Source organism: Streptomyces sp. NPDC019531 (assembly GCF_044903305.1).
Classification (GTDB): Bacteria; Actinomycetota; Actinomycetes; order Streptomycetales; family Streptomycetaceae; genus Streptomyces.
Window position 1 is genome coordinate 1 of record NZ_JBJDQL010000032.1, and the last position, 23,169, is coordinate 23,169.

Below are 23,169 nucleotides of genomic sequence, written 5' to 3' on the forward strand. Positions count from 1 at the left end.
CCTGTCCCAGTCGGTGACCATCCCGTCCGGGTGCAGCACGGCCACGCTCAGCTTCTATCTGCACATCGACACCGCCGAGACCACCACCAGCACCGCCTACGACACCCTCAAGGTGCAGGTCCTCAACAGCTCGGGCACGGTACTCGGCACCCTGGCCACGTACTCGAACCTCAACGCGGCCTCCGGCTACACCCAGCGCAGCTTCAGTCTGGCGAGTTACGCGGGCCAGACCGTCACCCTCAAGTTCACCGGCACGGAGGGCTCCACCCTCCAGACGTCGTTCGTCATCGACGACACGGCACTGAACGTCAGCTGAGCCGCGCCGGGACCCACCCGGTGGCGGCCGTCACCTCGGCCGCGATAGCGGTCACCGTGCGCCCGTCGGTCTCCACGCGCAGCGTGCCGGCGGGCGCACGCTCGTCCAGCATCCGCGCCTTGCGGGCGCTGCCCCGCAGCTCATGCTCCAGCTCGGAGCCGAGTTCCCGTCCGGTCAGCCGCAGTTCGGCCGTCTCGTCGGTCGCGGTGAGCAGGACCCGTACGATCCGCACGCCGTCGCCCATCGCCCGCCGGAACATGCCCGTCGACTCCTCCAGCACGCTCACGGTGTTCACATAGACGAGACGCCGGTAGCCGAGCTCGGCGTAATTCCCCCACACGGCGGTCAGGTTGCGCTCGCCGATGGCGGCCCGGCGCGGATCGCCTTCGGGCGCCGGATGCACCTGCCCCATGAAGTCCCCGTCGATCACGGCATGCGCGATCCGCGCGGCCCGCAACCGCGCCGAGACCTCCCATCCCACGGTCGTCTTGCCGACCCCGGCCCGGCCCCCGATGAGCAGTACCTCCGCGTGATCCATACGGCGAGAGTGGCACGCCGAGTCCCCGCCGGACCACGGGGTTTCAGGCACGAAGGCGCCATGTGCGCAGGGCGACCTCGCGGCCCCGCGTCACCCTCCTGACCGGCGGTTCGTCCGTGAGCTCGAACGCACAGGACCGGGCGACCGCCTCGCTCGCCGCGTTGTCGGCGTCGATGCACAGGACCACCCGTCGGGGCCGTATCTCCCGGACGGCGTACTCGGCCGCCAGCCGCACCGCCCGACCGGCCAGCCCCTGCCCCCGATGCGCGGAGCCGACGCCGTAGGCGAGCTCCAGGTCCCGCTCGTCAGAGCCGCTCCGGAACAGCAGCACCTCACCCCGGGGGAGAACACCGTCCGTGGTGATGGCCAACTGGACCTTCCGTCCCTCGGCCTGTCCCTCCCGCGCACCGGCGAGATAGGCGCGCGCCGCGTCCGGGCCGAACGGCGAGGCCACGGGGGTCCAGCGGGCCATCTCGGGATCGTCGTAGAGCGCGACCAGGTCGGCGAGGTCGTCGTCCGCCCACGCGCGCAGTCGGACGCCGTAGCCTTCGAGGCGCAGGGGCGGGACGAGGGTGAAGGTCTCGTTCGTGTCCATGGGTCGATACTGCCTCGGGGAGACGGTCTGGTGGAGGAGTCGGCGCTCGGCGGCGGAGCGGTCAACGAGGTCGTCCGGGTCGGAGCGACCGTGCGGCGCATCCCGTCGCAACGGTCCTCCTTCGTACGGCAGTTGCTCGGGCTGTTCGAGGAGAGCGGCTGGCCGGGGGCGCCGCGGTTCCTCGGCATCGACGCGCGGGGCCGGGAGGCGTTCGGGTACATCGCGGGCCGCGCCGCCGTCACCCCGCACGAACGCGCCGCCGCCCTTACCGACGCGGCCCTCGTGAAGGTCGCCCGACTCGTCCGCACCTTCCACGACCTGACCCACGGAACCCCGCTCGCCGGCGAGGAGGACGTCGTCTGCCACAACGACCTCGCACCGAAGAACACCGTGTACGCCGTGGACGGCGATGTGTGGCGGCCCTCGGCCTTCATCGACTGGGACCTGGCCGCTCCGGGCGCCCGCATCCATGACATCGCCCATGTGTGCTGGCAGTACCTGGAGTTGGGGCCCGCCGTCACCGACGTACGGGAGGCCGCTCGCCGAGTCCGGCTGATCTGTGACGCCTACGGCCTCGATGGGCGGGACGGGCTCGTGGACACGGTCCTTTGGTGGCAGGACCGGTGCTGGAGGGGGATCGAGGCCGGGGCGGTGCGTGGCGAGCCGGCGATGGTCGGGCTGCGTGAGCAAGGGGCCGTGGACGAGGTGCGAGCCGCGCGGGAGTGGGTCGCCGCGCATCGGCGCGAGCTGGACGCCTTCATGGATTGACATGCAGGTGTTTACCTGCATAACGTTGAGTGTGCGATCGGAAGACGACTCCGGGATGGACAGGGTCTTCAAGGCCCTGGCCGACGAGACCCGCCGACGGCTGCTGGACCTGCTGCACGAGGACAACGGCCGGACGCTGGGAGAGCTCTGTGAGCACATCGACATGGCGCGGCAGTCGGTGACCCAGCATCTCGCCGCCCTGGAGGCCGCCAACCTGGTCGTCACGGTGCGGCGGGGGCGGGAGAAGCTGCACTACCTCAACCCGGTCCCGCTCCACGAGATCCAGGAGCGGTGGATCGACAAGTTCGAGCGCCCGCGCCTCAGCGCGCTCGGTGCCGTGAAGCGACGAGCCGAGGAAGCCACCATGAGCGACAAGCCCGCATTCGTCTACGTCACCTACATCCAGAGCACGCCCGAGAAGGTCTGGGAGGCACTCACCGACGCGGACCTGACCGCCGCCTACTGGGGTCACCGCAACGTCTCCGACTGGCAGCAGGGCTCACGCTGGGAACACGTCCGCACGGACGGCTCCGGCATCGCCGACGTCGTCGGCACCGTCGTGGAGAGCGAGCACCCGACCCGCCTCGTCACCACCTGGGTCGATCCTCAGAACGAGGGGGAGGAGGACAAGTACTCGCGCGTCACCTTCGACATCACGCCGCACGAGGACATTGTCCGCCTCACCGTCACGCACGAGGACCTCTGGGACGAGGGTGCGCTGTCCGACGTCTCCGGCGGCTGGCCCGCGGTGCTGTCCAACCTCAAGTCCATGCTGGAGACCGGCAGCCCGCTGCCGCAGGAGCCGTGGTCGGTACCGGGCCGCTGAGCGCGCGGGAAGGCCGGTCCACGCCCGGTGGACCGGCCTTCCCGTCTCCTGTGTCGAGGGTCCTGCTACGGCTTGGGGGCGCTCCTCGCCGCCGTGGCGGTGCACATCAGCCCCAGGATCACCGCGAGGGCACCGATGATGATGTTGTTCAGTGCCACACCGGCGTCGGGGCTGTCGCCGACGACCCAGGGGGCGATGATCATCCAGATGCCGACCGCGCAGAAGGCCCAGCTCAGGCCGTACATGCGCTCGGGGGTCTGGGTGAACCCGAGGGCCAGCAGACCGATCGCTATGCCCACGATGAGGTTGTGGGTCACGAGCGCGGGCTGACTCGTCGTGTAGTGGAGTATCCACGGGGACACGGCGCAGTACAGACCGAGCAGGAACACCGGTCCGTCCACGAGCGCCACATCGCGACCGCCGAGCATGCGGGCGTAGCGTTCCCGCATTTCTGAAGCATCAGGGTGGCTGGTGATGTCACCTCTGGTGGGCGAGACGTTGGCCATGACTCGTCTCCTTTGACTCGCAGGCCTGACCGCGTCTGGTGCGGTGCGGTAAGCGCCGCCTGCGTACATTCTGCGCTTATTTTCCCTTTATGTGTAGAGGTCGCCGGGCCCGCCCCATGGATGCACCCGGGGCCGCACACGCTCGCGCGCCGACGTCGACGATCAACGCACCGTTTCTGCGTCGATGGCGAATTCGAGTCCGCGTCGCAGCCGGTACAGTCCGCGCCGTGCGTGGCTCTTGAGCGTGCCCAGGGGCCACCCCGTGCGCTCGGCGATCTGGGTCTGGCTCAGATCCTCGTAGAACGTCAGACGCAGCACCCGCTGCTGGGCCGAGGGGAGTCTGGCCATTGCGGCGGACACCAGCAACCGGTCCAGAGCCGCTTCCGTCCGATCCCCGGAGTGCTCGGCGAGCGCGAGACGGGAGCCCGCCGAGGCGACCAGGTCGAACCGGCGGGACCGCGCCAGCAGGGCGTCGGCGATCTTGCGCCGGGTGATGCCGACGATCCACCCGGGGAGCGTGCCGCGCTCGGCGCGGTAACCCAGCCGTCCACGCCACACACCGATGAAGACCTGCTGGGTGACGTCCTCGGCCTCCTTCGCGTCGCCCAGGGAGCGCAGGGCCAGCGTGTGCACGAGGGGCGAGGCATGCTCCGGCCGACGGTCCTGAGGGACGCCATCGACACCCTGGCCGGTCTGTACGGCGCCGAGCCGGGCTGAGTTCAGTCGCGGCCGCGGCCCCGCTTGAAGCGGGCGAGCCCGTCGGCCAGCTCCACGATCGGATCCGGGTAGTCGAGCGCGGCGCGGTCCAGGCCCCGCAGCCGCCACGGCTCGTGCACCAAGGGCCCCTCCAGCGCGGCCAGTTCGGGCACCCAGCGGCGAACGTACGTACCGTCCGGGTCGTACCGCTTCGCCTGGGTGACGGGGTTCAGGACCCGGTTCGGGCGGCTGTCGGTGCCGGTACCGGCCATCCACTGCCAGTTGAGCTGGTTGTTGGCGACGTCACCGTCGACCAGCAGGTCCAGGAAGTGCCGCGCGCCGACGCGCCAGTCCACGTACAGGGTCTTGGCGAGGAAGCTTCCGGTCAGCAGTCGGCCACGGTTGTGCATCCACCCCTCGTGCCGCAGCTGGCGCATCGCCGCGTCGACGACCGGGTAGCCGGTACGGCCCTCCTTCCACGCCTCGACGTCCTCGCGCGCGGCCTCCTCGGACCGCCAACGGTCGTGCTGGGTACGGTAGTCGGCGGTGGCCGCGTCGGGTCGGGCCGCGAGAACCTGGCGGTGGAAGTCGCGCCACGCGAGCTGCCGTACGAAGGCCTCGGCACCCGCACCGCCCGCCCGGCGCGCCCGGTGGACGAGCTCGACGGGGGACAGGGTGCCGAAGTGGAGGTGCGGGGAGAGCCGGGAGCTCGCGTCGCCGGCCAGGTCGTCGTGGCGGTCCGCGTAGGAGGTCACGTCGGCCCGCAGCCAGGCCGCGAGCCGCTTCCGGCCCTCCGCCTCCCCACCCTCGGCGAGACCCTCCGACAACCCCGACATGCCGTCACGGGAGGGCAGCGGCTCGGAACCGACACCGGCGGGGACCCGGACGGTCCGCGGGGGCCCGAGCGGGTCCCGCAGCCGCTCCAGCGACCAGTGCCGGAAGTAGGGCGTGAAGACGGCGAAATGGTCCGAGGCGGACGGCACCACCGCGCCGGGAGCGACGGCCGTCGCCACCGTGTCGTGGACGTGCAGACGCACCCCCTCCGCCTCCAGGGCGCGGCGCAGCCGCTCCTCCCGCCGGTGCGCGTGTGCGCTGACGTCGGACGCCATGTGCACCTCGTCGGCGTCCGCCTCCACCGCCACCTTGCCCACCTCCTCTACGAGATCGCCGGTGCGCACGACCAGCCGGCCGCCCCGCTCACGCAGACCGGCGTCGAGGTCGCGCAGACAGTCGGCGAGGAACGCCAGCCGGTTGGGTACGGCGAACCCGGCGGCGTCCACGGCCCGGTCCCGCACGAACAACGGGACGACCCGCTCGGTGCCGTCCAGGGCTGCTCTGAGCGGCGGATGGTCGTGCAGGCGCAGGTCGCAGGTGAACAGGACGATGGAGATGCTCATGGCGCGTACTCCGTGGAGGGGTGATCAGCTTGGGTCAGGGGGTGGGGGTGCTCGCCGCCGCCCGGGCGATGTTGCGGGCCATTCCGCCGAACACGACCGCGTGGAAGGGGGAGACGCTCCACCAGTACGCCTGGCCGAGCAGACCGTGCGGATGGAACAGGGCCCGCTGCCGGTAGAGCGTGCGACCGTCCTCGCCGGTGTCGGCACGCATCTCCAGCCAGGCGAGCCCCGGCAGCCGCATCTCGGCCCGCAGCCGCAACAGCCTGCCCGGCTCGATCTCCTCGACCCGCCAGAAGTCCAGCGAGTCGCCGACCCGCAGCCGCGCCGCGTCCCGTCGGCCCCGGCGCAGCCCGACCCCGCCCACCAGCCGGTCCAGCCATCCCCGTACGGCCCAGGCGAGCGGGAAGGAGTACCAGCCGTTCTCGCCGCCGACACCCTCGATGACCCGCCACAGCGCCTCGGGCGAGGCGTCGACCTCAAGCTCGCGGTGATCGCTGTAGAGGCTTCCGCCCGCCCAGTCGGGATCGGTGGGCAGCGGATCGCTCGGGGCGCCGGCCACCGACGCCGACGACCACCGGGTGGTGACGCGAGCCTCCCGCACCCGTTGCAGAGCCAGCCGTACGGCGTCGTCGAAGCCGAGCGGACGCGCGGGCGGGCCGGGAAGGAAGCGGGCGATGTCGTGTTCGTGGCAGACCACCTCGTGCCGCAGCGACTCGGTGAGCGGGCGGGCGAGGGCGGTGGGCACCGGTGTCACCAGGCCCACCCAGAGGCTGGAGAGCCCGGGGGTGAGGACCGGTACCGGAAGGATCACCCGGCGCGGCAGCCCGGCGATCTCCGCGTACCTCAGCATCATCTGCCGGTACGTGAGCACGTCCGGCCCGCCGATGTCGAAGGCCCGGCTGACGTCCGACGGCATGCGGGCTGCGGCGACCAGGGCCCGGAGCACGTCCCGGACCGCCACGGGCTGGATGCGGGTGTGCACCCAGCTCGGGGTGACCATCACGGGGAGGCGTTCGGTCAGGTATCGCAGCATCTCGAAGGAGGCGGACCCCGAGCCGATGACGACGGCCGCCCGCAGGACGGTGGTGGGCACCCCTGAGCCCAGCAGGATGCCGGCCACTTCGGCGCGTGAACGCAGGTGCGGGGAGAGCTCGTGCTCGGGTACGTCCGCCGGGGTGAGCCCGCTGAGGTGCACGATCCGCCGTACGCCCGCGGCCCTGGCCTGCTCCGCGAAGATCCCCGCGGCCCTGCGGTCGGTGTCCTCGAAGTCCTCGCCGGAGCTCATCGCGTGCACCAGGTGGTACGCCACGTCCACCCCCTCCATCGCCCGGGCGACGGACGCGGCGTCCGTGACGTCCCCACCCACCACCTCGGCACGGTCGGCCCAGGGGTGGTCGCGCAGCCGGTCGGGGGAGCGGGCCAGACAGCGCACCCGGTGACCCGCCGCGAGCAGATCGGGGACGAGTCGGCCGCCGATGTACCCGGTGGCACCGGTCACCAGGCAACACAGTCCTTCTCGCGTGTCGTCGTGTTCCATCGGCCCTCGGTCCCTTGTCTCGATACCCCCTGCTGACCACTTCCGGGCCATGGCCCGATTCGGATGCGGTGCCGTCGTGAACGCAGGAACATGATCTCGCCGATCGCGGGAAGGCGCACTGGTACGGAGAGCAGGACGGTTCGAGTCGTGGATCGACGCTGGAGGTGTTCGCCGCTATGGGCGCGAAGGTGTTGGAGCGGTTTCCTGCGGGAGCGCCTCGCGGATCGTGGCCGGCGGAGGAGTATGCGGCGGAACGGCGGGCGAAGGGTGAGCCCGCGACCGTCGTGATGGATCTGAAGTCGGACGCGTTCCTCGTGGTCGTCCCGGGGCACGACGAGGACTGAGCGAGGGACTCAGCCGGGCGGTGTGAGGGTCCCGCCCAGCTGACGGGCCCGGCGTACGAACACCTCGTGCAGGTCCCGCACCGCCTGCGGCACCCTCGGCTCTGCGGCGCTGGATCATGAGCAGCCCCCGGGTGGTGTAGCCCTCGATCGGGCGATGGCTGAGAGCGCCCCGTCGGACCAGGGGCTGGGCGAGCAGATCGTCCGCCGACACGTCGGACCGCGCGGCCGGCGGACTGTTTGGGCGCAGGCACACCACCGGCCGCCCGTGCAGCAAATGGGTGGACTCGAATCCGGCAGGCGTGTCGTCGCCGTCGAGATGGTTGAGCACGCCCAGGTCGAACGCGCCCCCGGACAGCGCCCGTCGGATGTCCGTCTGCTGCGCGCCGACCACCTCGACCCGAATCACCGGGTGAGCGGTCCGGAAGGCTCGACCGCGCTCATCGTCGCCCTCGGCCGCTTGCGCTCCAGGAGGTCGACCCCGAGCTCCCGCTCCAGGTTCCGGACGGTCTCGCTCAACGCGGGCTGCGACAGCCGCAGTTCCTCCGCCGCCCAACGCAGCGAGCCGAGCCGGGTCACCGCCGCTATGTATTCCAGCCGTCCTGTCCGCACGCACAACAGAATGCGGGCCTATTCACGGCACAGTTCAAGGGTTTCCCTGTCACACGTTCGTGAAATTCAATGGTCCGCGATACGAGACCGGTCGGGTTCTCCTTGACGCCTCTCGCCGGCGGCTGTCACGATCGACGGCATGAAGATGCGACTGGACCTCACGCGGCGACGCCATGTCGACCTCGCGCGCGTCTCCAGCGCCTCCTGTTGCGCCGCGGCCTGATCGACCGTCTCTGATCCGCCGCGTTTTCTCCTTTCCTCGCCCGAATTCACCCATGCCCTGAATTCGGCGTGCCCGAGAACATTCGGCACCAGGGGTTCCGCATGCCCGCGCCCGTGAAATTCGCCTACTGGGTCCCCAACGTCAGCGGAGGACTCGTCACCAGCAAGATCGAGCAGCGCACCGACTGGGAGTACGACCCCAACCGCGAACTCGCCGTCCTCGCCGAGAACACCCACACGCTCCGCGACCCGGTCGCCTCCAAGCGGGGCGAGGTCGGGCGGTGGGTTCTGGAGGGTGAACTGCCCGAGCCCACCTGGTACTCCTGACCAACGAAAGAGATTCCCATGGCCACCGTCCTGTCCGTCTCCGGCAGCCCCTCCGCCTCCTCCCGCACCAACCGGCTGCTGCGCCACCTCGACCGGCGCCTGACCGCGCAGGGCCACGAGGTGATCCCGCTCGACGTCCGCGCCATTCCCGCCGAGGCCCTGCTCGGCGCAGACTTCAGGCACCCGGCGATCGTCGAGGCGACCGAGCTGTTCGAACGTGCCGACGGTGTCGTCGTCGGCACCCCGGTCTACAAGGCGTCGTACTCCGGAGTCCTCAAGGCGCTCCTGGACCTGCTCCCGCAGTACGCCCTCGCGGGCAAGACCGTCCTCCCGCTGGCCACCGGCGGCTCCACCGCGCACGTCCTGGCCATCGACTACGCGCTCCGCCCGGTGCTGAGTTCGATGGGCGCGGCCCACATCGTGCAGGGCTGGTTCACCCTCGACAAGGACATCACCGTGCACGACGACGGGTCGCTGACCGTCGCGCCCGCCGCGACCGAGGCGCTTGGCCAGGTGGTCGACCAGTTCTCGACCGCACTGGGCCCTCGACCGGTCCTGGCGGCGGCGAGCTGAACGCCATGACCGCCCCTGTGACCGCCGACCACGCGGATGCCCTCGCGGTCGCCGCGCCGCCGGCCGAGGAGTTCCGCGAGAGTGCCGCCGCCCGGGACGCCGAACGCAGGCTTCCGCACACGGAGCTGGACCGCCTCTCCGCCTCCGGGCTGCTCGCCGTCACCGTGACCGCCGGGCAGGGGGGAGCGGACGTCAGCGCGCTGACCCTCACCGAGATCCTCCGCCTGCTCGCCTCCGCCGACGTCAGCCTCGCCCAGATCCCGCAGAGCCACTTCGCCCACGTCAATGTGATCTGCCATCAGGGCACCGAGGAGCAGCGGAGGTTCTTCTGCGCGGAGCTGCTCGCGGGCCGACGCTTCGGTGAACTCGGCCTCCAGGCAAGGGCGTCGGAGGCCCTGCTTGCGGGAGGCGGCCCGTGCCGTGGACGCGGCGCCGGCCGACCTCACCGACGACACGGCGGCCGAGGCGTCCGTCGCCGTCGCCGCGGCCAGAGAGCGGGCGGCCCGGGCCGCGGTGGAGGTGGCGGGCGCCGTCTTCGAGGTGTCCGGCACTTGTGCGGCCCTCAACTCCCTCAATCTGCACCGGCATTGGCGTGACCCCCGTACCCACACCCCGCACGATCCGACCCGCTGGGAGATCCAGCACATCGGCCGGTACGTGCTCAACGGCACCCGGCCGCCCCGGCACGGCCTGCTCTGATCGGAGAACCCACGTGTCCCTCACCTTCCACTGGTTCCTGCCCACCAACGGCGACAGCCGCCATGTCGTCGGCGGCGGACACGGCACACCCGCCACCGCCTCCGGACGGGACCGGCCGCCGACGGTCGCCTACCTGAGCCAGATCGCCCGCGCGGCCGAGGACCTGGGCTTCGTGGGTGCCCTCACACCCACCGGCGCCTGGTGCGAGGACGCGTGGCTGACCACCGCGATGGTCAGCCAGAACACCGAGCGGCTGAAGTTCCTGGTCGCCTTCCGTCCCGGCTTCGTCTCGCCGACGCTCGCCGCCCAGATGGCGTCCACCTTCCAGCGCCAGACCGGCGGACGGCTCCTGCTCAATGTGGTCACCGGCGGGGAGAGCCAGGAGCAGCGGGCCTACGGGGACTTCCTCGACAAGGACGCCCGCTACCGCCGTACCGGCGAATTCCTGGACGTCGTACGGGGGTTGTGGGAGGGCAAGACCGTCGACCTGCGGGGCGAGCACGTCCAGGTCGAGGACGCGAAGCTGGCCCGGGTGCCCGACCCGGTGCCCGAGGTGTACTTCGGCGGGTCCTCGACCGTCGCCGGGGAGGTCGCCGCCAAGTACGTCGACGTGTACCTCACCTGGGGCGAGCCGCCCGCACGGGTCGCCGAGAAGATCGCCTGGATCCGGGGGCTCGCCGCCAAGCAGGGGCGCACCCTGCGCTTCGGGATCCGGCTGCACGTCATCACCCGCGACACCTCCGAGCAGGCCTGGGCGGAGGCGGACCGTCTGCTGGCCGGCTTCGACCCCGAGACGGTCAGGTCGGTGCAGGCCGGGCTCGCCCGCAGCGAGTCCGAGGGGCAGCAGCGGATGCTCGCCCTGCACGGCGGGGGCAGCCGGGACGGACTGGAGATCCACCCCAACCTGTGGGCGGGCATCGGCCTGGTACGGGGCGGGGCGGGTACCGCGCTGGTCGGCAGCCATGACGAGGTCGCCGAGCGGATCAGGGAGTACCACGCCCTCGGCATCGACGAGTTCGTGCTCTCCGGGTATCCGCATCTGGAGGAGGCGTACTGGTTCGGCGAGGGTGTGCTGCCGCGGCTCGCGGGGCAGGGACTGTGGCAGCATCCGTTCGGTGAGCTTGCCGTGCCTTCGGCGCAGGTGCCGTTCGCGAGCTGAGCGGTTGGAAGGGGTGCCTTGCGGGGCTGTCGGTTGGCTGCGGGTGCGTGGGCGGCCGGTCGCGCAGTTCCCCGCGCCCCTGACGGGGCGCTCCACGCCGGCTGAGAGGACAGGGCCCGTGAGGGAATGGCGACTGACCAAGACCTTCCGCAGCAGTTCCGGTGATGTTCGCTGGGACAGCCTCGGAGACCCCGACCGGGAGGCGGTCGCCCTCCTTCACGGCACCCCCTTCTCCTCCTACGTCTGGCGTGCCGTCGCCCGCGCCCTGTCCCGCCGTCACCACGTGTTCGTGTGGGACATGCCGGGCTACGGGGCCTCGGAGATGTCCGCAGGCCAGGACGTCTCCCTGGCTGCCCAGGGCAGGGTCTTCACCGAGTTGCTGGCGCACTGGGGACTGGACGAACCCCGGGTCGTGGCCCATGACTTCGGCGGTGCCGTGTCGCTGCGGGCCCATCTGCTGCACGGGGCCCGCTACCGCTCGCTCGCCCTCGTCGACCCGGTCGCGCTGGCCCCTTGGGGATCGCCGTTCTTCCGGCTTGTCGGCGTGCACTCCGATGTGTTCGGCCAACTCCCGCCCGCCCTGCACCGGGCACTCGTCCGCGAGTACGTGAGTTCCGCCAGCAGCCCCGGTCTGCACCCCGCCGTCCTCGACAGGCTCGTCGAACCCTGGCTCGGCGAGCCAGGCCAGGCGGCCTTCTACCGCCAGATCGCCCAGGCCGACCAGCGCTACACCGACGAAGTGCAGGACAGGTACGGCGAGATCGCGATCCCCGTCCTGGTGTGCTGGGGCGAGGACGACACCTGGATCCCCGCCACCAAAGGGCACGAACTCGTGGCCCGCATCCCGGACGCCCGCCTTGAACTCATCCCCGGCGCCGGCCACCTCGTCCAGGAGGACGCACCCGCGGAACTCCTGGCCGCCCTCCTCGGCTAGGGCCTGTCCGGCGGATCATGCCGGCGTCGCGGGGTCTGGCATGCCCTCCCTCACTGCCTTGAAGGCCTGGGGGGACCTCAGCCGTGTTCGCGTCGCCCTCTGCGGTAGCGGCTGATGTCCACGCCTCCACCGCCTTACAGCTGCACGCACCAGACCCCGCTCACCTGGGTTGAGGAGGCGCCGTTGTTTGAAGCCGGCCTGATCCGCCGGGCAGACCCGAGTGCCGCGGCAGGCAACGTTCGCCCCGTCGCGACCCCCGCCGGGCCACCCCGTCACGGGCGAAACGGAGGACAGCCCGAGCGTGCCCTCGCTCTCGTTCCAGGAGGCTGCGCCCGGCAGGGACCTCCTGGTGGAGCGTCAACTTCGGCCGGCGACCGGTCAGCTGCCGGTGCGTCCTCGGCGCCGTCGTCCGTGATCCGGCGGCCGCTCGGTCCCTCAGAGGGGCACCCCCACTCGCCGCACCGGCCGAAAGCCCAAGTACGTCCGGTACGAGGGCTTCCGGCGGCACGCCGAGAGCACGCACCGCACGCCGCTCCCTCACGGGCAAACGTTGCCTGCCGCGCGGCGCTAGCTGTCCGCAAGTGCGTCCAGATGCGCCCGCCGCACCTCGTTCGTCTGCCCCTGCACCAGCAGGAACATCCCCTCGCGGAACAGCCGTTGGGCGGTACCGTCGAGACCCATGGCCCGGCCGCCCCCGGCCACCACCGCCGCGGTCGTGGCCGCGCGCATGATGTCGTACGACCGTGTCTTGAGCGCCAGCCGTTCGGCGACGCGCTCATGCGGGACGGGATGTTCGGCGAGGTCGTACACCTGGTCACGTAGCTCGTCGAGGCGGTGCCGCAGGGCACGCGAAGTGTCGAACTCCCCGGCGCTCTCCAGCACTTCGATCGCCGCGTACGCCACCCCGAACACGGCGGGCGAGGCGTTGGTGTTGCGGGGCCGGTCCACCAGCGCGAACTTCTCCTGCGGGGTGTGCAGCACCATCGACTCGTCGGGCAGCCACAGGCCGTCCAGTCGGAGGGAGACCGTCCGGGCGGCGGAGAGCGCGGCGAGCCGCATCGGATCCGACGCCCGCAGTCCCGGCTGCTCGCGTGCCTCGGTGAACGCGAACACCACCTCGTCCGCCTCGGTCACCCCGGCCAGCAGCATCACGTCGTTCAGACCCCATCCGGTGTACCAGGGCACGGTTCCGTCGAACCGCCAGCCGTCCCGCTCGGCCGTCGCGCGCACCGGCACCCGCGGAAAGGCACGGACGTGGGCGAACGCGATGCCCGCGAGCAGCTCGCCGGTCGCCAGCGGGCCGAGCAACCGCTCCCGCACCGGCAGGCCGGACTTGGCGAGCATCCTGACCGGCGTGTGGTGCTGGGTCTGCACGAACCACGTCGAGCAGCACGCCCCGGCCAGGATCTCCTGCACCTCCCGTGCCACCGCGTCGGGGGCGCCCGCACCGCCGTACTCCTCGGGCGCGCTCACCCCGAGCAGGCCCGAGCGCCTGATCTCCTCGATGTGGCTCACGGGCACACCCTCCTGGTCGACCCGCGCCGCGTGCGGGGCGAGGAGGTCGCGAGCGAGGTCGTGGGCGATGGCGAGGAGCGGGTGCGGTGCGGAGGTCATGGACAGGATTCTCGCGTTGCGATCGCGCGTGGTGTCGATCCGGGCGTGTGCCGTTCGTGTAGGAGGTGAGACAAGCTCACAGGAGGAGAACGTCATGCAGTACTACCTTCTCAACGTCATGCAGCCCGGCTGGGACGACCTGCCCGCCCCCGAGGTGCTGGCCGAGATCGGCGAGCGGGTCGACGCCTTCCACCAGGAACTGCGTGCGGCCGGGGCCTGGGTCTTCGCCGGCGGACTGCACAGCCCCGACGCCTCGACCGTGCTGCGGCCCCGCGACGGCGACGTGCTGATCACCGACGGGCCCTACGCCGAGGGCAAGGAACAACTCGGCGGCCTCTGCATCGTGAAGGCTCCCGATCTGGACGCGGCCCTGGAGTGGGGCCGCAAGGCCGCCCTGGCGACCACTTTGCCCGTCGAGGTACGCCCCTTCCAGCACGAGTCCGAGGACTGATGACCCTAGACGTGGAGGCCGTGTTCCGGGAGGAGTACGGCCGCGCGGTCGCCGTCCTCGTCCGCTTCCTCGGCGACATCGATCTCGCCGAGGAAGCGGTCCAGGACGCCTTCACGACAGCCGTGCGCCGCTGGCCGGAGACCGGCCCGCCGCCGAGTCCGGCCGGCTGGATCATCACCACCGCCCGCAACCGCGCGATCGACCGGCTGCGCCGCGAGTCCACCAGACAGGCCCGCCACGCCGAGGCCGCCCTGCTGCAGGCCCGAGACGCACCGCCGGAGGAGGGTCCCGTGCGCGACGAACGGCTCCGCCTGATCTTCACCTGCTGCCACCCCGCCCTCGCGCCCCAGGCCCAGGTCGCCCTCACCCTCCGCCTCCTCGGCGGACTCACGACCGCGCAGATCGCCCGTGCCTTCCTCGTGCCCGAGCCGACCATGGCCCAGCGCCTGGTCCGCGCCAAGGCCAAGATCCGCGACGCCCGCATCCCCTACCGCGTGCCCCGCGACGCCGACCTCCCCGACCGGCTCAGGGGGGTCCTCGCGGTCGTCTACCTGATCTTCAACGAGGGCTACGGCGGCACACCCGAGCTGTGCGCGGAGGCCGTACGCCTGGGCCGACTGCTGACCGACCTGATGCCGGACGAACCCGAGGCCACCGGACTGCTGGCGCTGATGCTGCTCGTCGAGTCCCGGCGCGCGGCCCGCACGGACGACCGCGGTGAACTCGTACCGCTGTCGGAGCAGGACCCCGGCCGCTGGGACCAGCAGCTCATCGCGGAGGGCCAGTCTCTTGTACGGCGGTGTCTGCGACGGAACCGGCCAGGGCCCTACCAGATCCAGGCCGCCATCCAGGCCGTGCACAGTGACGCGCCCACCGACTGGGGCCAGGTTCTCCAGCTGTACGACCAGCTCATGACCGTGGCGCCGGGCCCCGTCGTGGCCCTGAACCGGGCCGTCGCCGTGGCCGAGACCGGAGGCCCCGAACCGGCCCTTGCCCTCGTGGACGCGTTGGACCTCGACGGCTACCACGTCCTCCACGCGGTCAGGGCCGACCTGCTGCGCCGGCTCGGCCGCGCCAGGGAGGCCGCGGACGCGTACGCGAGGGCCGCCGAGCTCACCGAGAACCCGTCGGAGCGCGCCTACCTCGAACACCGTCGCAGCGGTCTCACCGCTCCGTGAGCACATCGAAGGCGCACAACGCCGACCGCAGGACGTAATCCGTTTGACCGGGCCGCGGGTCCGCGCTGCACTGCGGCCGGACATCACGAGTCGTGGTGCCGGTATCCCGTGTGCTCGGGTCTCGTCGAAGCCGGTCACCACGTGTTCCTCGGGATCAGCCCCGGCAACGGCTACTTCTCCGAGGAGCGGCTCGTCGCGCTGCTGCGCCGGGCCGCCGCCCGCTTCACCGGTGTCGAGATCGCCCATCCCGACACCGAGACCGTCGCCCGCACCTGTCTCGGCCGCGGCTACGAACCCCGGCACGCCCGCGCCCGCGCCTACCGCGACGACGCCAGACGGCCAACCGCGTCTCCCGGGCCGTGGCCACCGCGGGGATCGACCCGGCCCGGCTCCGCGTCGCACAGTTCTCCGACCACTACGACACCCCCACCCATTGAGACGCCTGCGAGCGGATCGCCCGCGCGCACCAGGACCGGCCCGCCTTCCACGCCACCTGCACCCGCACGGTGACCGGCGTCCTGCGCACCACGATGCCCGACGACTGGACCCCGACCGTAGGCCAACTGGCAGCAGATGCCGAGTACTTGGACCGCGAGCTGCCTCTCCTCCTCGACACCCCGGCCGCCATCCTCGGCGTACCGGCCTCCGTCTTCGCCCACCGAGCCCCCCCCGGAGCCTCGCGGGCTTTCTCTACGGCCCGCACGCGCTGCTCGCGGCCGCGGTCACGCAGGGATTCGTCACCGCGGAACCCCTCCCACCCGCCCAGTGACCGCCTACTGGGCCGCCGGACGAGGGAGAGCGTGTCCAGCGGCGCTTCCCCAGGGGTGTGCCTGGATGCTCAACGGCCACCAGGCGTGGCTGGGTGGGCTGATCCGGTCCGCTTCAGGCAAGCTCGAAGCCTGACCGTACATCCATACCCCCGCAGAGAGTTGACGTCATGACCGACAAGCTCACCGTGAGCGTCCTTGGCACCGGCATCATGGGCGCGGCGATGGCCCGCAACCTGGCCCGCGCCGGGCACACCGTCCGCGCCTGGAACCGCAGCACCGCCAAGGCGCAGCCGCTGGCCGCGGACGGCGTGGAGATCACTGACAGCCCGGCCGAGGCGGTGCGGGGCGCCGATGTCGTACTGACCATGCTGCACGACGGTCCCGCGGCCCTGGACGTGATGCGGCAGGCCGCCGACGGGCTCCGGCCGGGCATCGCGTGGATGCAGTCGACCACCGCCGGCGTCGAGGCCATCTCCGACCTGGCCGCCTTCGCCCGCGAGCACGAACTGGTCTTCTTCGACGCGCCCGTTCTGGGCACCCGGCAGCCCGCGGAGGCCGGTCAGCTGCTGGTCCTCGCGGCCGGGCCGGCCAACGGCCGAGATGCGGTGACGCCGGTCTTCGACGCGGTCGGGGCGCGCACGGTGTGGACCGGGGAGGACGGCGCCGAGGGCAGTGCGACCCGGCTGAAGCTGGTCGCCAACAGCTGGGTGCTCTCGGTGACCAACGCGGTGGGGGAGGTGCTCGCCCTGGCGAAGGGTCTCGGCGTGGACCCGCAGGGCTTCTTCGACGCCATCGACGGTGGTCCGCTCGACATGGGCTACCTGCGGGCCAAGTCGGACCTGATCCTCAACGACCGGTTGTCGCCGGCTCAGTTCGCGGTCTCCACCGCGGCCAAGGACGCCCGCCTGATCGTCGAGGCCGGTGAACGCGGCGGCGTCCGCCTGGACCTGGCCGCGGCGAGCGCGGAACGTTTCGAGCGCGCCGCGGCCCAGGGGCACGGCGACGAGGACATGGCCGCCGCGTACTTCGCGAGCTTCGACGAGAAGGCCTGACAACCGTACGCCTGACACCCGTACGCCTGACGACGAGGAGGAACCCATCGTGTCCAAGCCCCCGCTGCCGCCCGAGGCCGTCGAACTGCTGCGCCGCCCCAACCCCTGTGTGATGGCGACCCTGCGCTCCGACGGAACGCCCGTGTCGACCCCCACCTGGTATCTCTGGAAGGACGGCCGGGTCCTGATCAACCTGGACGAGGGCCGGGTCCGGCTCAAGCACCTGCGGCGTGACCCGCGCGTCACCCTCACCGTCCTCGACGGCGACAACTGGTACACGCACGTCACGCTCATCGGCCGGGTCGCCGAGCTCTACGACGACGAGGACCTCGCCGATATCGACCTCCTGTCCACCCACTACGGCGGCCGCCCCTACCCCAACCGGGTCAGGGCCCGCACCAGCGCGTGGATCGAGGTCGAGCGCTGGCACGGCTGGGGCGAGATGAAGGACAGCGACCAGGCGTCCGGCTGAGGAAGCCGGGGCGAGGACGCGACGGTGCCCTCGCCCCAGGGCCCGTCAGCAGGCCGAATTGGTCTGAGTGAGAAGGCCAAGACGCCACGGCAGAGTGTTGTAGTCGCCGCCCGCGCCCGGGTCCTTGCCCTGGTAGAGGTACTGCAGCTTGCAGGCCGGGATGGTCAGGGTCTGGTCGTACCCGGCGCGGATCATCTCGCCGTGACTGATGTCCTTGGTCCAACTGCCCGCCGGGAACGTGACGTTGTTGGCCCTGGCGAAGGGATTGCTCTCGCTCGCCGCCAACTGGGTCCACGATCCGGCGATGCTGCTCGACGTCCAGGACCGGAAGTAGCGGCGGCCGTCGGACCCGATCGCCTCCACCAGCAGCAGATACTGGTTGCTGCCCTGGACCTTGTACACGTTGGCGGCTTCGAACAGCGCGTACTTGGAGTCCTGGGCCGCGATGACCGTGTTGGTGAACCCGTTCGGGAACTGTGCCAGAGTCGTCTGCGACCGGTACAGGTGCCCGTTGTCGTCGGACGAGAACAGATAGCAGTTGGCGCTGTCGCAGATCACCCACATGTCGACCCAGTAGCCGCTGCCGATGTTCTGCTTGATGATGTCCGGCATCGCCGAGTAGAAGTTGCGGGGCGCGCTCCACCCGTTGGGGTTGGAGATGTCGGTGTTCGTCGAGAACGAGGCGTTGCCGGTCTGGTACACGAGGTACCAGGTGTTCTGCGGCGCGAAGTAGAACACCTGCGGTGCCGCACGGTAGCCGGTCCCGATGGCGCCGCGGTCCAGGTAGTAGTGAGTGGCCGAACTCGCCTGCGACCAGTCGGTGAAGCTCAGGTACACCAGGCTGTAGCCGGCGGAGCTCGCGACGCTCGCGAACACGTGGTACTTGCCGTTGTAGTAGACGACGGAGGGGTCCTTCAGCCCGGCGATGCTGTGCGTCGAGTCAGACTTCGGGGACATGAGCACACCGCTGGAGCTCCAGCTGTAACTGCCGGGCAGAGCGGCCGCGCTCCGTGCGACGGCGGCGGCGGGCGTACCGCCCATCGCCGTCAGCACCGCGTTGTACGCCGCCTTCTTGTTGCCGTTCCCGTCGAACAGCAGCGGAGTCTGCGAGGCTCGCCAGGAGTCGATGTCCCGGATGCCCCATACGGTGATACCGGTGCAGCGCGAGACGTTCAGACAGGCCCGGACCGTGTTCGCGTACGCCGTCGCGGGAGCCGTGGCGATGTCCAGCTCGGTGATCTGGACGTCCACACCGAGCGCGGCGAAGTTCGACAGCGTGGTCTGGAAGCTCGACGGCGGCCCGGCGCTGCCGAAGTGGGCCTGGAAGCCGACGCAGTCGATGGGCACGCCCCGCGCCTTGAAGTCCTGGACCATGCGGTAGACGGCCTGGGTCTTCGCCGCGCTCCAGTCCTCGATGTTGTAGTCGTTGTAACAGAGCTTGGCCGCCGGGTCGGCCGACCGCGCGGTGCGGAAGGCCTGCTCGATGTACCCGTTGCCCAGCACGTTCTGGAACACCGTGGCCCGTCGCGCACCGCTGGTGCCGTCGGCGAAGGCCTCGTTGACCACGTCCCAGGCGTAGATCCGGCCCTTGTAGTGGCTCATCACCTGGGTGATGTGATTGTTCATCACGCTGCTCAGGGTGGCCGAGCTGGTGATCGAGCCGACCCAGCTGGGCAGTTGTGAGTGCCAGACCAGGGTGTGGCCGCGCAGCCGCTGGCCATGTGCCGAGGCGTGACTCGCGATCTGGTCGGCGGGGCCGTAGTTGAACGAACCGCGGGACGGCTCGATGGTGTCCCACTTCATCTCGTTCTCGGGTGTGACCGAGTTGAACTCGCGGTCCAGGATGGTCGCGTACGCCGAGGTGCCGAGCTTCCCGGCGGCCACGGCGGCCCCGAAGTACCGCCCGGACTGGGCGGCTTGGGCGCCCAGCGTGGACGCCTTGATCGTGACGTCGGGGACGGCGGTGGCGGTTCCGGTGGCGACCAGTGCGGTGGCGGCCACCAGGCCTAAGAGGGCGGCGCGGGGCCGCCGTATGCGCGTGAGAAGGGTCATGACGCTCCTCGTACGGTGTGGGGGTGCGGGTGCGGCCCGGAATGGGAGCGCTCCCATAGTGCGGCGAGATGGATGATAGGAGCCCCACGGGCAGCGTCAATACCTTGCGCACCACCCGGCGTTGCGAAAGGTGTGGCGGACGGGGCCCGTCGGCTCAGACGTCGCTGCTCAGCGGATGGCTGAAGCCCTGGCCGGAGATGAGGCGGGCGCCCTCGGCCAGTTCCGTGGCGAACCGCTCGACGGCCTCGTAGGGGAAGCGCTGGCTCGGACCGCTCAGGGAGAGGGAGGCGACGACCCTGCCTGCGCGGCCGGTCACGGGGACTGCCACGGCCGTGAGCCCCTCGTCCCATTCCAGCGTCTCCCCGCAGGCCGTGGACGACGACGCCCTCGCGGCCGAGCAGCTGAGCCGGCTCGCCGATCTGGCGCGGGAGTCCGGCATCCGGGTGGCCTACGAGGCGCTGGCGTGGGGGCAGCACGTCAGCACCTTCGACCACGCCTGTCGGGTGGTCGAAGCCGCCGGTCACCCCGCTCTCGGCACCTGCCTGGACAGCTTCCACATCCTCTCCCGGGGCTCCGCCCCCAAGGGCATCGAGGACATCCCCGGCGAGAAGATCTTCTTCCTCCATCTCGCCGACGCGCCGCTGATGGCCATGGACGTCCTGCAGTGGAGCCGGCACTACCGCTGCTTTCCCGGCCAGGGCGGCTTCGACGTGGCCGGACTCCTCCGGCACGTCCTGAACGCAGGGTGCGACGGCCCTCTGTCCCTGGAGGTCTTCAACGACGTCTTCCGCCAGGCGGACGCGGGCCGTACGGCCCTGGACGGACTGCGCTCCCTGCTCGCCCTGGAGGAGAGCGCCGACGTCTCCCCGCTCCCGGCCCCCGTGACCCCCTCCGGCATCGCCTTCGCCGAACTCGCCACCAGCGACCCCGAACCCGTCGGCGAACTCCTCACGGCTCTCGGCTTCACCCGCACCGGGCGCCATCACGGCAAGCCGGTCGACCCCTGGGAGCAGGGCGAGGCCCGGGTCCTGGTCAACACGGGCGCCGCCGACCGCCGTACCGACACCACCCTGGCCGCCGTGGGCCTGGAGACGGCCGATCCGACAGCCTCCGCCCGCCGCGCGGAATCCCTCCTCGCCCCCGCACTGCCCAAACGCCGTACCGCGCGGGACGTCCCGCTGGAGTCGATCGCCGCCCCCGACGGCACCGAGGTCCTCTTCTGCGCCACCGGCCGTCCCGAACTCCCCAGCTGGACGCACGACTTCGCCCGCACAGCCGAGCGCGGACCCGCCGACGTCATGGCCATCGACCATCTCGCGCTCACCCAGCCCTGGCACCACTTCGACGAATCGGTCCTCTTCCACCGCACGGTCCTGGGCCTCAGCCCGCACGACACCGTCGAACTCGCCGACCCCTACGGTCTCTTCCCCAGCCGCGCCCTGTCCGCCTCCTCGCAGGGGCCCCGGGTGGTCCTCAACCTCGCGCCCAGTCCGGAGGAAGGCGGCGAGACGCGGGCTCGGCACGTGGCGTTCGGCGTCGACGACATCGTCGCCGCGGTGCGCCGCTTCCGGGCCGCGGGAGCGGGGCTGCTGAGGGTTCCGGCGAACTACCACGACGACCTGGAGGCGCGGTACGAGTTCGCCGAGGGGGAGTTGGAGACCTGTCGCGAGCTCGGCATCCTCTACGACCGTGACGAGCGGGGCGGCGAGTTCCGGCACTGCTACACCGAGACGGTCGGCCATGTCTTCTTCGAGTTCGTCCAGCGCTCGGGCGGCTACTCCGGGTTCGGGGCGGCCAACGCGCCGATCCGGCTGGCCGCACAGCGAAGGCAGGAGTTCGCAAAGCGCCGACGGTGATCGGCCGGAGCTGTGCCATCATCCGCCGATGACCTCCGAAACGATCACCGCGGACGCGGCAGGCACCTGGACACTCGGCGATCTCACCGTCCACCGCATCGGCTTCGGCGCGATGCGGCTGACGGGCAGCGCGGCCTTCCACCACGGCACCCCGAGCGATCGGCAGCGCTCGATCACCGTGCTGCGCAGGGCGATCGAGCTCGGCGTCGACCACATCGACACGGCCGCCTTCTACTTCTCCTCGCTGCGCTCCGCCAACGAGATCATCAACAGCGCGCTGTCCCCGTACCCCGACGACCTCGTCATCGCCGCCAAGGTCGGACCCTTCCGGGACTGGACGGGGGAGTGGGGCACCTCGGCCCGGCCCGAGGACCTGCGCGGGCACGTCGAGGAGAACCTCCGCCAGCTCGGCCGTGACCACCTCGACCTGGTGTACCTGCGCCGGATGCGCCAGGACTCGGTCGCCGAGCACTTCGGGGCCCTCGCCGAACTCCGCGACAAGGGTCTGATCCGGCACCTCGGCATCTCCGACGTCGAGCCCCGGCACCTCGCCGAGGCGCAGGCCATCGCGCCGGTGGTGTCCGTGCAGAACCGCTTCGGGCTCGACTCCCGCAACCGGGTCACCGACGAGGTCCTGCGGATCTGCGGCGAACAGGGCATCGCCTTCGTGCCGTTCTACGCCATCGCCGGGGACGCCGGACCCGAGGGCGCCACCACCGCCCACGACGAGGCGGTGCTCGCCGTCGCACGGGCGCACGACGCGACCCCCGCCCAGGTCCGGCTCGCCTGGACCCTCGCCCAGGGCCCGCATGTCCTCGCCATCCCCGGCACCGGCAATCCCGGCCATCTCGCCGAGAACATCGCGGCGGGCGCGCTCCGGCTCACCGCCGATGAACTCTCCACGCTCAACTCCCTGCATCACAAAGCAGGTTGAGTGGTCATACGACCCACACGCCGTCCTTCATGATGTGCCGCCCGCGCATTTCGTGCACGCCGTGCAGGGCCTGCACCGTGCGCGGACGCACCTGGAAGAAGGCGTAGGAGGTGCTGTCCTCGCGCGGATCCCAGCCGTGCTTCTCGATGAAGGCGTCGATCGCCGCGGTCGGCACGTCCTGCCCGTCGTACGTCCGCACGTCACCGTCGATGAGGACGACGTCCTGGGTGTCCCCGAACGCCAGCCGGGTGCGGCCGCCGTCGCGCAGATTGCGACCCGTGGGGTTGGTGATCCGGGTGGACAGCCAGACGCACTCGCCGTCCCAGACGAACCACAGCGCGACCAGACAGGGCAGCGCGTCGGCGTCCGCCGAGGCCACCCAGATGTCCGTCTCCCGCTCCAGGCGGGCCAGTACGTCGCGCTTGCGCTGTTCGAGGGGGCGAGGCTCAGTGATCGTCATGCCCGGGACGCTACCGGCGGCCTCGCCCCGGCGCCTCGGTCCGGGGCCCTACGACCCCGGACCGAGGCGTCGGGGGCCCTGAGGCCTGTCCGGCGGATCATGCCGGCCTCGCGGGGTTCTGGCACGTCTCCCCGGAGAAGGGGCCCCCAGCGGCGTTGTCGTCGGTCGCCGACTTCCCCACGCTCGAACAACCTCGCGCGGGGGGACCCCCATCGCGTAGCCCGCCGTGGTAGCGGCTGATCGACACGGCTCCTCCGCCTCGCAGCTGCACCCACCAGACCCCG

Annotated in this window: 25 protein-coding genes and 4 pseudogenes; 18 read left to right on the forward strand and 11 right to left on the reverse strand. The window is 71.1% G+C overall.

The annotated features are described in order from the left end of the window. Positions 1–316: pseudogene (locus ACI2L1_RS30420) on the forward strand (hydrolase); the annotation flags it as partial. Here the strand turns inward: ACI2L1_RS30420 and ACI2L1_RS30425 are convergent. Beyond that, positions 309–854: a hypothetical protein gene (locus ACI2L1_RS30425; protein WP_404742601.1), complete on the reverse strand. Its 546-nt coding sequence runs from the start codon at positions 852–854 to the stop codon at positions 309–311. The pseudogene ACI2L1_RS30420 and the gene ACI2L1_RS30425 sit on opposite strands and share 8 nt — an antisense overlap. A 43-nt stretch (positions 855–897) precedes the next feature. Further along, positions 898–1,449, reverse strand: a complete 552-nt coding sequence (locus tag ACI2L1_RS30430) for a GNAT family N-acetyltransferase (RefSeq protein WP_404742602.1) — start codon at positions 1,447–1,449, stop codon at positions 898–900. A gap of 30 nt (positions 1,450–1,479) precedes the next feature. Here ACI2L1_RS30430 and ACI2L1_RS30435 point away from each other — a divergent pair, with 30 nt between their 5' ends. Together ACI2L1_RS30435 and ACI2L1_RS30440 are read left to right on the forward strand one after the other, a co-directional pair. Continuing rightward, on the forward strand, positions 1,480–2,217 hold the full coding sequence (locus ACI2L1_RS30435; RefSeq protein ID WP_404742603.1) for a phosphotransferase family protein: 738 nt from the start codon (positions 1,480–1,482) through the stop codon (positions 2,215–2,217). 55 nt (positions 2,218–2,272) lie between these two features. Then, the gene (locus ACI2L1_RS30440; RefSeq protein ID WP_404742708.1) at positions 2,273–3,043 is read left to right on the forward strand and encodes an ArsR/SmtB family transcription factor; all 771 of its coding nucleotides are present in this window, start codon (positions 2,273–2,275) and stop codon (positions 3,041–3,043) included. Positions 3,044–3,108: 65 nt separating this feature from the next. On the opposite strand, the gene ACI2L1_RS30445 is transcribed toward ACI2L1_RS30440, so the two are convergent. The 4 genes from ACI2L1_RS30445 to ACI2L1_RS30460 all read right to left on the reverse strand — a co-directional run bounded on the left by ACI2L1_RS30445 (position 3,109) and on the right by ACI2L1_RS30460 (position 7,179). Beyond that, on the reverse strand, positions 3,109–3,549 hold the full coding sequence (locus tag ACI2L1_RS30445; RefSeq protein WP_404742604.1) for an SPW repeat protein: 441 nt from the start codon (positions 3,547–3,549) through the stop codon (positions 3,109–3,111). 162 nt (positions 3,550–3,711) lie between these two features. Then, positions 3,712–4,272 carry a sigma-70 family RNA polymerase sigma factor gene (locus ACI2L1_RS30450; RefSeq protein ID WP_404742709.1) on the reverse strand — a complete coding sequence of 187 codons (561 nt, stop codon included), beginning with the start codon at positions 4,270–4,272 and terminating at the stop codon, positions 3,712–3,714. Then, positions 4,269–5,642, reverse strand: a complete 1,374-nt coding sequence (locus ACI2L1_RS30455) for a cryptochrome/photolyase family protein (protein WP_404742605.1) — start codon at positions 5,640–5,642, stop codon at positions 4,269–4,271. Before ACI2L1_RS30455 ends, ACI2L1_RS30450 begins: the two co-directional genes overlap by 4 nt. A gap of 34 nt (positions 5,643–5,676) precedes the next feature. Next, the gene (locus ACI2L1_RS30460; RefSeq protein WP_404742606.1) at positions 5,677–7,179 is read right to left on the reverse strand and encodes an SDR family oxidoreductase; all 1,503 of its coding nucleotides are present in this window, start codon (positions 7,177–7,179) and stop codon (positions 5,677–5,679) included. 176 nt (positions 7,180–7,355) lie between these two features. Here ACI2L1_RS30460 and ACI2L1_RS30465 point away from each other — a divergent pair, with 176 nt between their 5' ends. Next, on the forward strand, positions 7,356–7,523 hold the full coding sequence (locus ACI2L1_RS30465) for a hypothetical protein (protein ID WP_404742607.1): 168 nt from the start codon (positions 7,356–7,358) through the stop codon (positions 7,521–7,523). A gap of 9 nt (positions 7,524–7,532) precedes the next feature. Here the strand turns inward: ACI2L1_RS30465 and ACI2L1_RS30470 are convergent. Beyond that, a pseudogene (locus ACI2L1_RS30470) lies at positions 7,533–8,132 on the reverse strand (LysR family transcriptional regulator). Between the two features lie 145 nt (positions 8,133–8,277). Here ACI2L1_RS30470 and ACI2L1_RS30475 point away from each other — a divergent pair. The 6 genes and pseudogenes from ACI2L1_RS30475 (at position 8,278) to ACI2L1_RS30500 (ending at position 12,046) form a co-directional block, all read left to right on the forward strand. Beyond that, a complete protein-coding gene (locus ACI2L1_RS30475) occupies positions 8,278–8,355 on the forward strand; it encodes a putative leader peptide (RefSeq protein ID WP_350786652.1) in 78 nt (25 codons plus the stop codon). A 101-nt stretch (positions 8,356–8,456) separates the two neighbouring features. After that, positions 8,457–8,585: pseudogene (locus ACI2L1_RS30480) on the forward strand (dimethyl sulfone monooxygenase SfnG); the annotation flags it as partial. 114 nt (positions 8,586–8,699) lie between these two features. Beyond that, positions 8,700–9,254, forward strand: a complete 555-nt coding sequence (gene ssuE, locus ACI2L1_RS30485) for an NADPH-dependent FMN reductase (protein ID WP_404742608.1) — start codon at positions 8,700–8,702, stop codon at positions 9,252–9,254. A 5-nt stretch (positions 9,255–9,259) separates the two neighbouring features. Beyond that, positions 9,260–9,953 (forward strand): annotated as a pseudogene (locus ACI2L1_RS30490) (acyl-CoA dehydrogenase family protein). A 13-nt stretch (positions 9,954–9,966) separates the two neighbouring features. After that, positions 9,967–11,112 carry an LLM class flavin-dependent oxidoreductase gene (locus ACI2L1_RS30495; RefSeq protein WP_404742609.1) on the forward strand — a complete coding sequence of 382 codons (1,146 nt, stop codon included), beginning with the start codon at positions 9,967–9,969 and terminating at the stop codon, positions 11,110–11,112. Between the two features lie 118 nt (positions 11,113–11,230). Next, positions 11,231–12,046 carry an alpha/beta fold hydrolase gene (locus tag ACI2L1_RS30500; RefSeq protein WP_404742610.1) on the forward strand — a complete coding sequence of 272 codons (816 nt, stop codon included), beginning with the start codon at positions 11,231–11,233 and terminating at the stop codon, positions 12,044–12,046. Positions 12,047–12,613: 567 nt separating this feature from the next. On the opposite strand, the gene ACI2L1_RS30505 is transcribed toward ACI2L1_RS30500, so the two are convergent. Then, positions 12,614–13,660, reverse strand: a complete 1,047-nt coding sequence (locus ACI2L1_RS30505) for an acyl-CoA dehydrogenase family protein (RefSeq protein ID WP_404742611.1) — start codon at positions 13,658–13,660, stop codon at positions 12,614–12,616. Positions 13,661–13,754: 94 nt separating this feature from the next. Here ACI2L1_RS30505 and ACI2L1_RS30510 point away from each other — a divergent pair, with 94 nt between their 5' ends. From ACI2L1_RS30510 to ACI2L1_RS30535, 6 genes are all read left to right on the forward strand, one after another. After that, the gene (locus ACI2L1_RS30510) at positions 13,755–14,111 is read left to right on the forward strand and encodes a YciI family protein (protein ID WP_404742612.1); all 357 of its coding nucleotides are present in this window, start codon (positions 13,755–13,757) and stop codon (positions 14,109–14,111) included. Next, the gene (locus tag ACI2L1_RS30515) at positions 14,111–15,289 is read left to right on the forward strand and encodes an RNA polymerase sigma factor (RefSeq protein WP_404742613.1); all 1,179 of its coding nucleotides are present in this window, start codon (positions 14,111–14,113) and stop codon (positions 15,287–15,289) included. Before ACI2L1_RS30510 ends, ACI2L1_RS30515 begins: the two co-directional genes overlap by 1 nt. 141 nt (positions 15,290–15,430) lie before the next feature. Next, positions 15,431–15,799, forward strand: a complete 369-nt coding sequence (locus ACI2L1_RS30520) for a tRNA-dependent cyclodipeptide synthase (protein WP_404742614.1) — start codon at positions 15,431–15,433, stop codon at positions 15,797–15,799. Continuing rightward, positions 15,742–16,230, forward strand: a complete 489-nt coding sequence (locus ACI2L1_RS30525) for a tRNA-dependent cyclodipeptide synthase (RefSeq protein WP_404742710.1) — start codon at positions 15,742–15,744, stop codon at positions 16,228–16,230. Before ACI2L1_RS30520 ends, ACI2L1_RS30525 begins: the two co-directional genes overlap by 58 nt. Beyond that, positions 16,227–17,111, forward strand: coding sequence for an NAD(P)-dependent oxidoreductase (locus tag ACI2L1_RS30530; protein ID WP_404742615.1), 885 nt, complete (start codon positions 16,227–16,229; stop codon positions 17,109–17,111). Before ACI2L1_RS30525 ends, ACI2L1_RS30530 begins: the two co-directional genes overlap by 4 nt. A 49-nt stretch (positions 17,112–17,160) precedes the next feature. Next, positions 17,161–17,583: a PPOX class F420-dependent oxidoreductase gene (locus tag ACI2L1_RS30535; RefSeq protein WP_404742616.1), complete on the forward strand. Its 423-nt coding sequence runs from the start codon at positions 17,161–17,163 to the stop codon at positions 17,581–17,583. A gap of 45 nt (positions 17,584–17,628) precedes the next feature. On the opposite strand, the gene ACI2L1_RS30540 is transcribed toward ACI2L1_RS30535, so the two are convergent. Next, a complete protein-coding gene (locus ACI2L1_RS30540; protein WP_404742617.1) occupies positions 17,629–19,635 on the reverse strand; it encodes a non-reducing end alpha-L-arabinofuranosidase family hydrolase in 2,007 nt (668 codons plus the stop codon). A gap of 154 nt (positions 19,636–19,789) precedes the next feature. Next, positions 19,790–19,963 (reverse strand): IclR family transcriptional regulator C-terminal domain-containing protein, encoded by a 174-nt coding sequence (locus ACI2L1_RS30545; RefSeq protein ID WP_404742618.1) that lies wholly within the window; start codon positions 19,961–19,963, stop codon positions 19,790–19,792. A gap of 4 nt (positions 19,964–19,967) precedes the next feature. Here ACI2L1_RS30545 and ACI2L1_RS30550 point away from each other — a divergent pair, with 4 nt between their 5' ends. Further along, on the forward strand, positions 19,968–21,491 hold the full coding sequence (locus ACI2L1_RS30550; RefSeq protein WP_404742619.1) for a TIM barrel protein: 1,524 nt from the start codon (positions 19,968–19,970) through the stop codon (positions 21,489–21,491). Between the two features lie 28 nt (positions 21,492–21,519). After that, on the forward strand, positions 21,520–22,425 hold the full coding sequence (locus ACI2L1_RS30555; RefSeq protein WP_404742620.1) for an aldo/keto reductase: 906 nt from the start codon (positions 21,520–21,522) through the stop codon (positions 22,423–22,425). A 4-nt stretch (positions 22,426–22,429) separates the two neighbouring features. Here the strand turns inward: ACI2L1_RS30555 and ACI2L1_RS30560 are convergent, their stop codons facing one another. Continuing rightward, positions 22,430–22,885: a pyridoxamine 5'-phosphate oxidase family protein gene (locus ACI2L1_RS30560; RefSeq protein WP_404742621.1), complete on the reverse strand. Its 456-nt coding sequence runs from the start codon at positions 22,883–22,885 to the stop codon at positions 22,430–22,432. Positions 22,886–23,169 lie beyond the last annotated feature (284 nt).

What these genes read in the sequence shown, in the direction of transcription:
- ACI2L1_RS30425 (WP_404742601.1), bottom strand. Translation starts at nt 854, where the DNA reads ATGGATCACGCGGAGGTACTGCTCATCGGGGGCCGGGCCGGGGTCGGC.
- ACI2L1_RS30430 (WP_404742602.1), bottom strand. Translation starts at nt 1,449, where the DNA reads ATGGACACGAACGAGACCTTCACCCTCGTCCCGCCCCTGCGCCTCGAA.
- ACI2L1_RS30440 (WP_404742708.1), top strand. Translation starts at nt 2,273, where the DNA reads ATGGACAGGGTCTTCAAGGCCCTGGCCGACGAGACCCGCCGACGGCTG.
- ACI2L1_RS30445 (WP_404742604.1), bottom strand. Translation starts at nt 3,549, where the DNA reads ATGGCCAACGTCTCGCCCACCAGAGGTGACATCACCAGCCACCCTGAT.
- ACI2L1_RS30455 (WP_404742605.1), bottom strand. Translation starts at nt 5,642, where the DNA reads ATGAGCATCTCCATCGTCCTGTTCACCTGCGACCTGCGCCTGCACGAC.
- ACI2L1_RS30460 (WP_404742606.1), bottom strand. Translation starts at nt 7,179, where the DNA reads ATGGAACACGACGACACGCGAGAAGGACTGTGTTGCCTGGTGACCGGT.
- ACI2L1_RS30465 (WP_404742607.1), top strand. Translation starts at nt 7,356, where the DNA reads ATGGGCGCGAAGGTGTTGGAGCGGTTTCCTGCGGGAGCGCCTCGCGGA.
- ACI2L1_RS30475 (WP_350786652.1), top strand. Translation starts at nt 8,278, where the DNA reads ATGCGACTGGACCTCACGCGGCGACGCCATGTCGACCTCGCGCGCGTC.
- ssuE (WP_404742608.1), top strand. Translation starts at nt 8,700, where the DNA reads ATGGCCACCGTCCTGTCCGTCTCCGGCAGCCCCTCCGCCTCCTCCCGC.
- ACI2L1_RS30505 (WP_404742611.1), bottom strand. Translation starts at nt 13,660, where the DNA reads ATGACCTCCGCACCGCACCCGCTCCTCGCCATCGCCCACGACCTCGCT.
- ACI2L1_RS30510 (WP_404742612.1), top strand. Translation starts at nt 13,755, where the DNA reads ATGCAGTACTACCTTCTCAACGTCATGCAGCCCGGCTGGGACGACCTG.
- ACI2L1_RS30515 (WP_404742613.1), top strand. Translation starts at nt 14,111, where the DNA reads ATGACCCTAGACGTGGAGGCCGTGTTCCGGGAGGAGTACGGCCGCGCG.
- ACI2L1_RS30530 (WP_404742615.1), top strand. Translation starts at nt 16,227, where the DNA reads ATGACCGACAAGCTCACCGTGAGCGTCCTTGGCACCGGCATCATGGGC.
- ACI2L1_RS30540 (WP_404742617.1), bottom strand. Translation starts at nt 19,635, where the DNA reads ATGACCCTTCTCACGCGCATACGGCGGCCCCGCGCCGCCCTCTTAGGC.
- ACI2L1_RS30555 (WP_404742620.1), top strand. Translation starts at nt 21,520, where the DNA reads ATGACCTCCGAAACGATCACCGCGGACGCGGCAGGCACCTGGACACTC.
- ACI2L1_RS30560 (WP_404742621.1), bottom strand. Translation starts at nt 22,885, where the DNA reads ATGACGATCACTGAGCCTCGCCCCCTCGAACAGCGCAAGCGCGACGTA.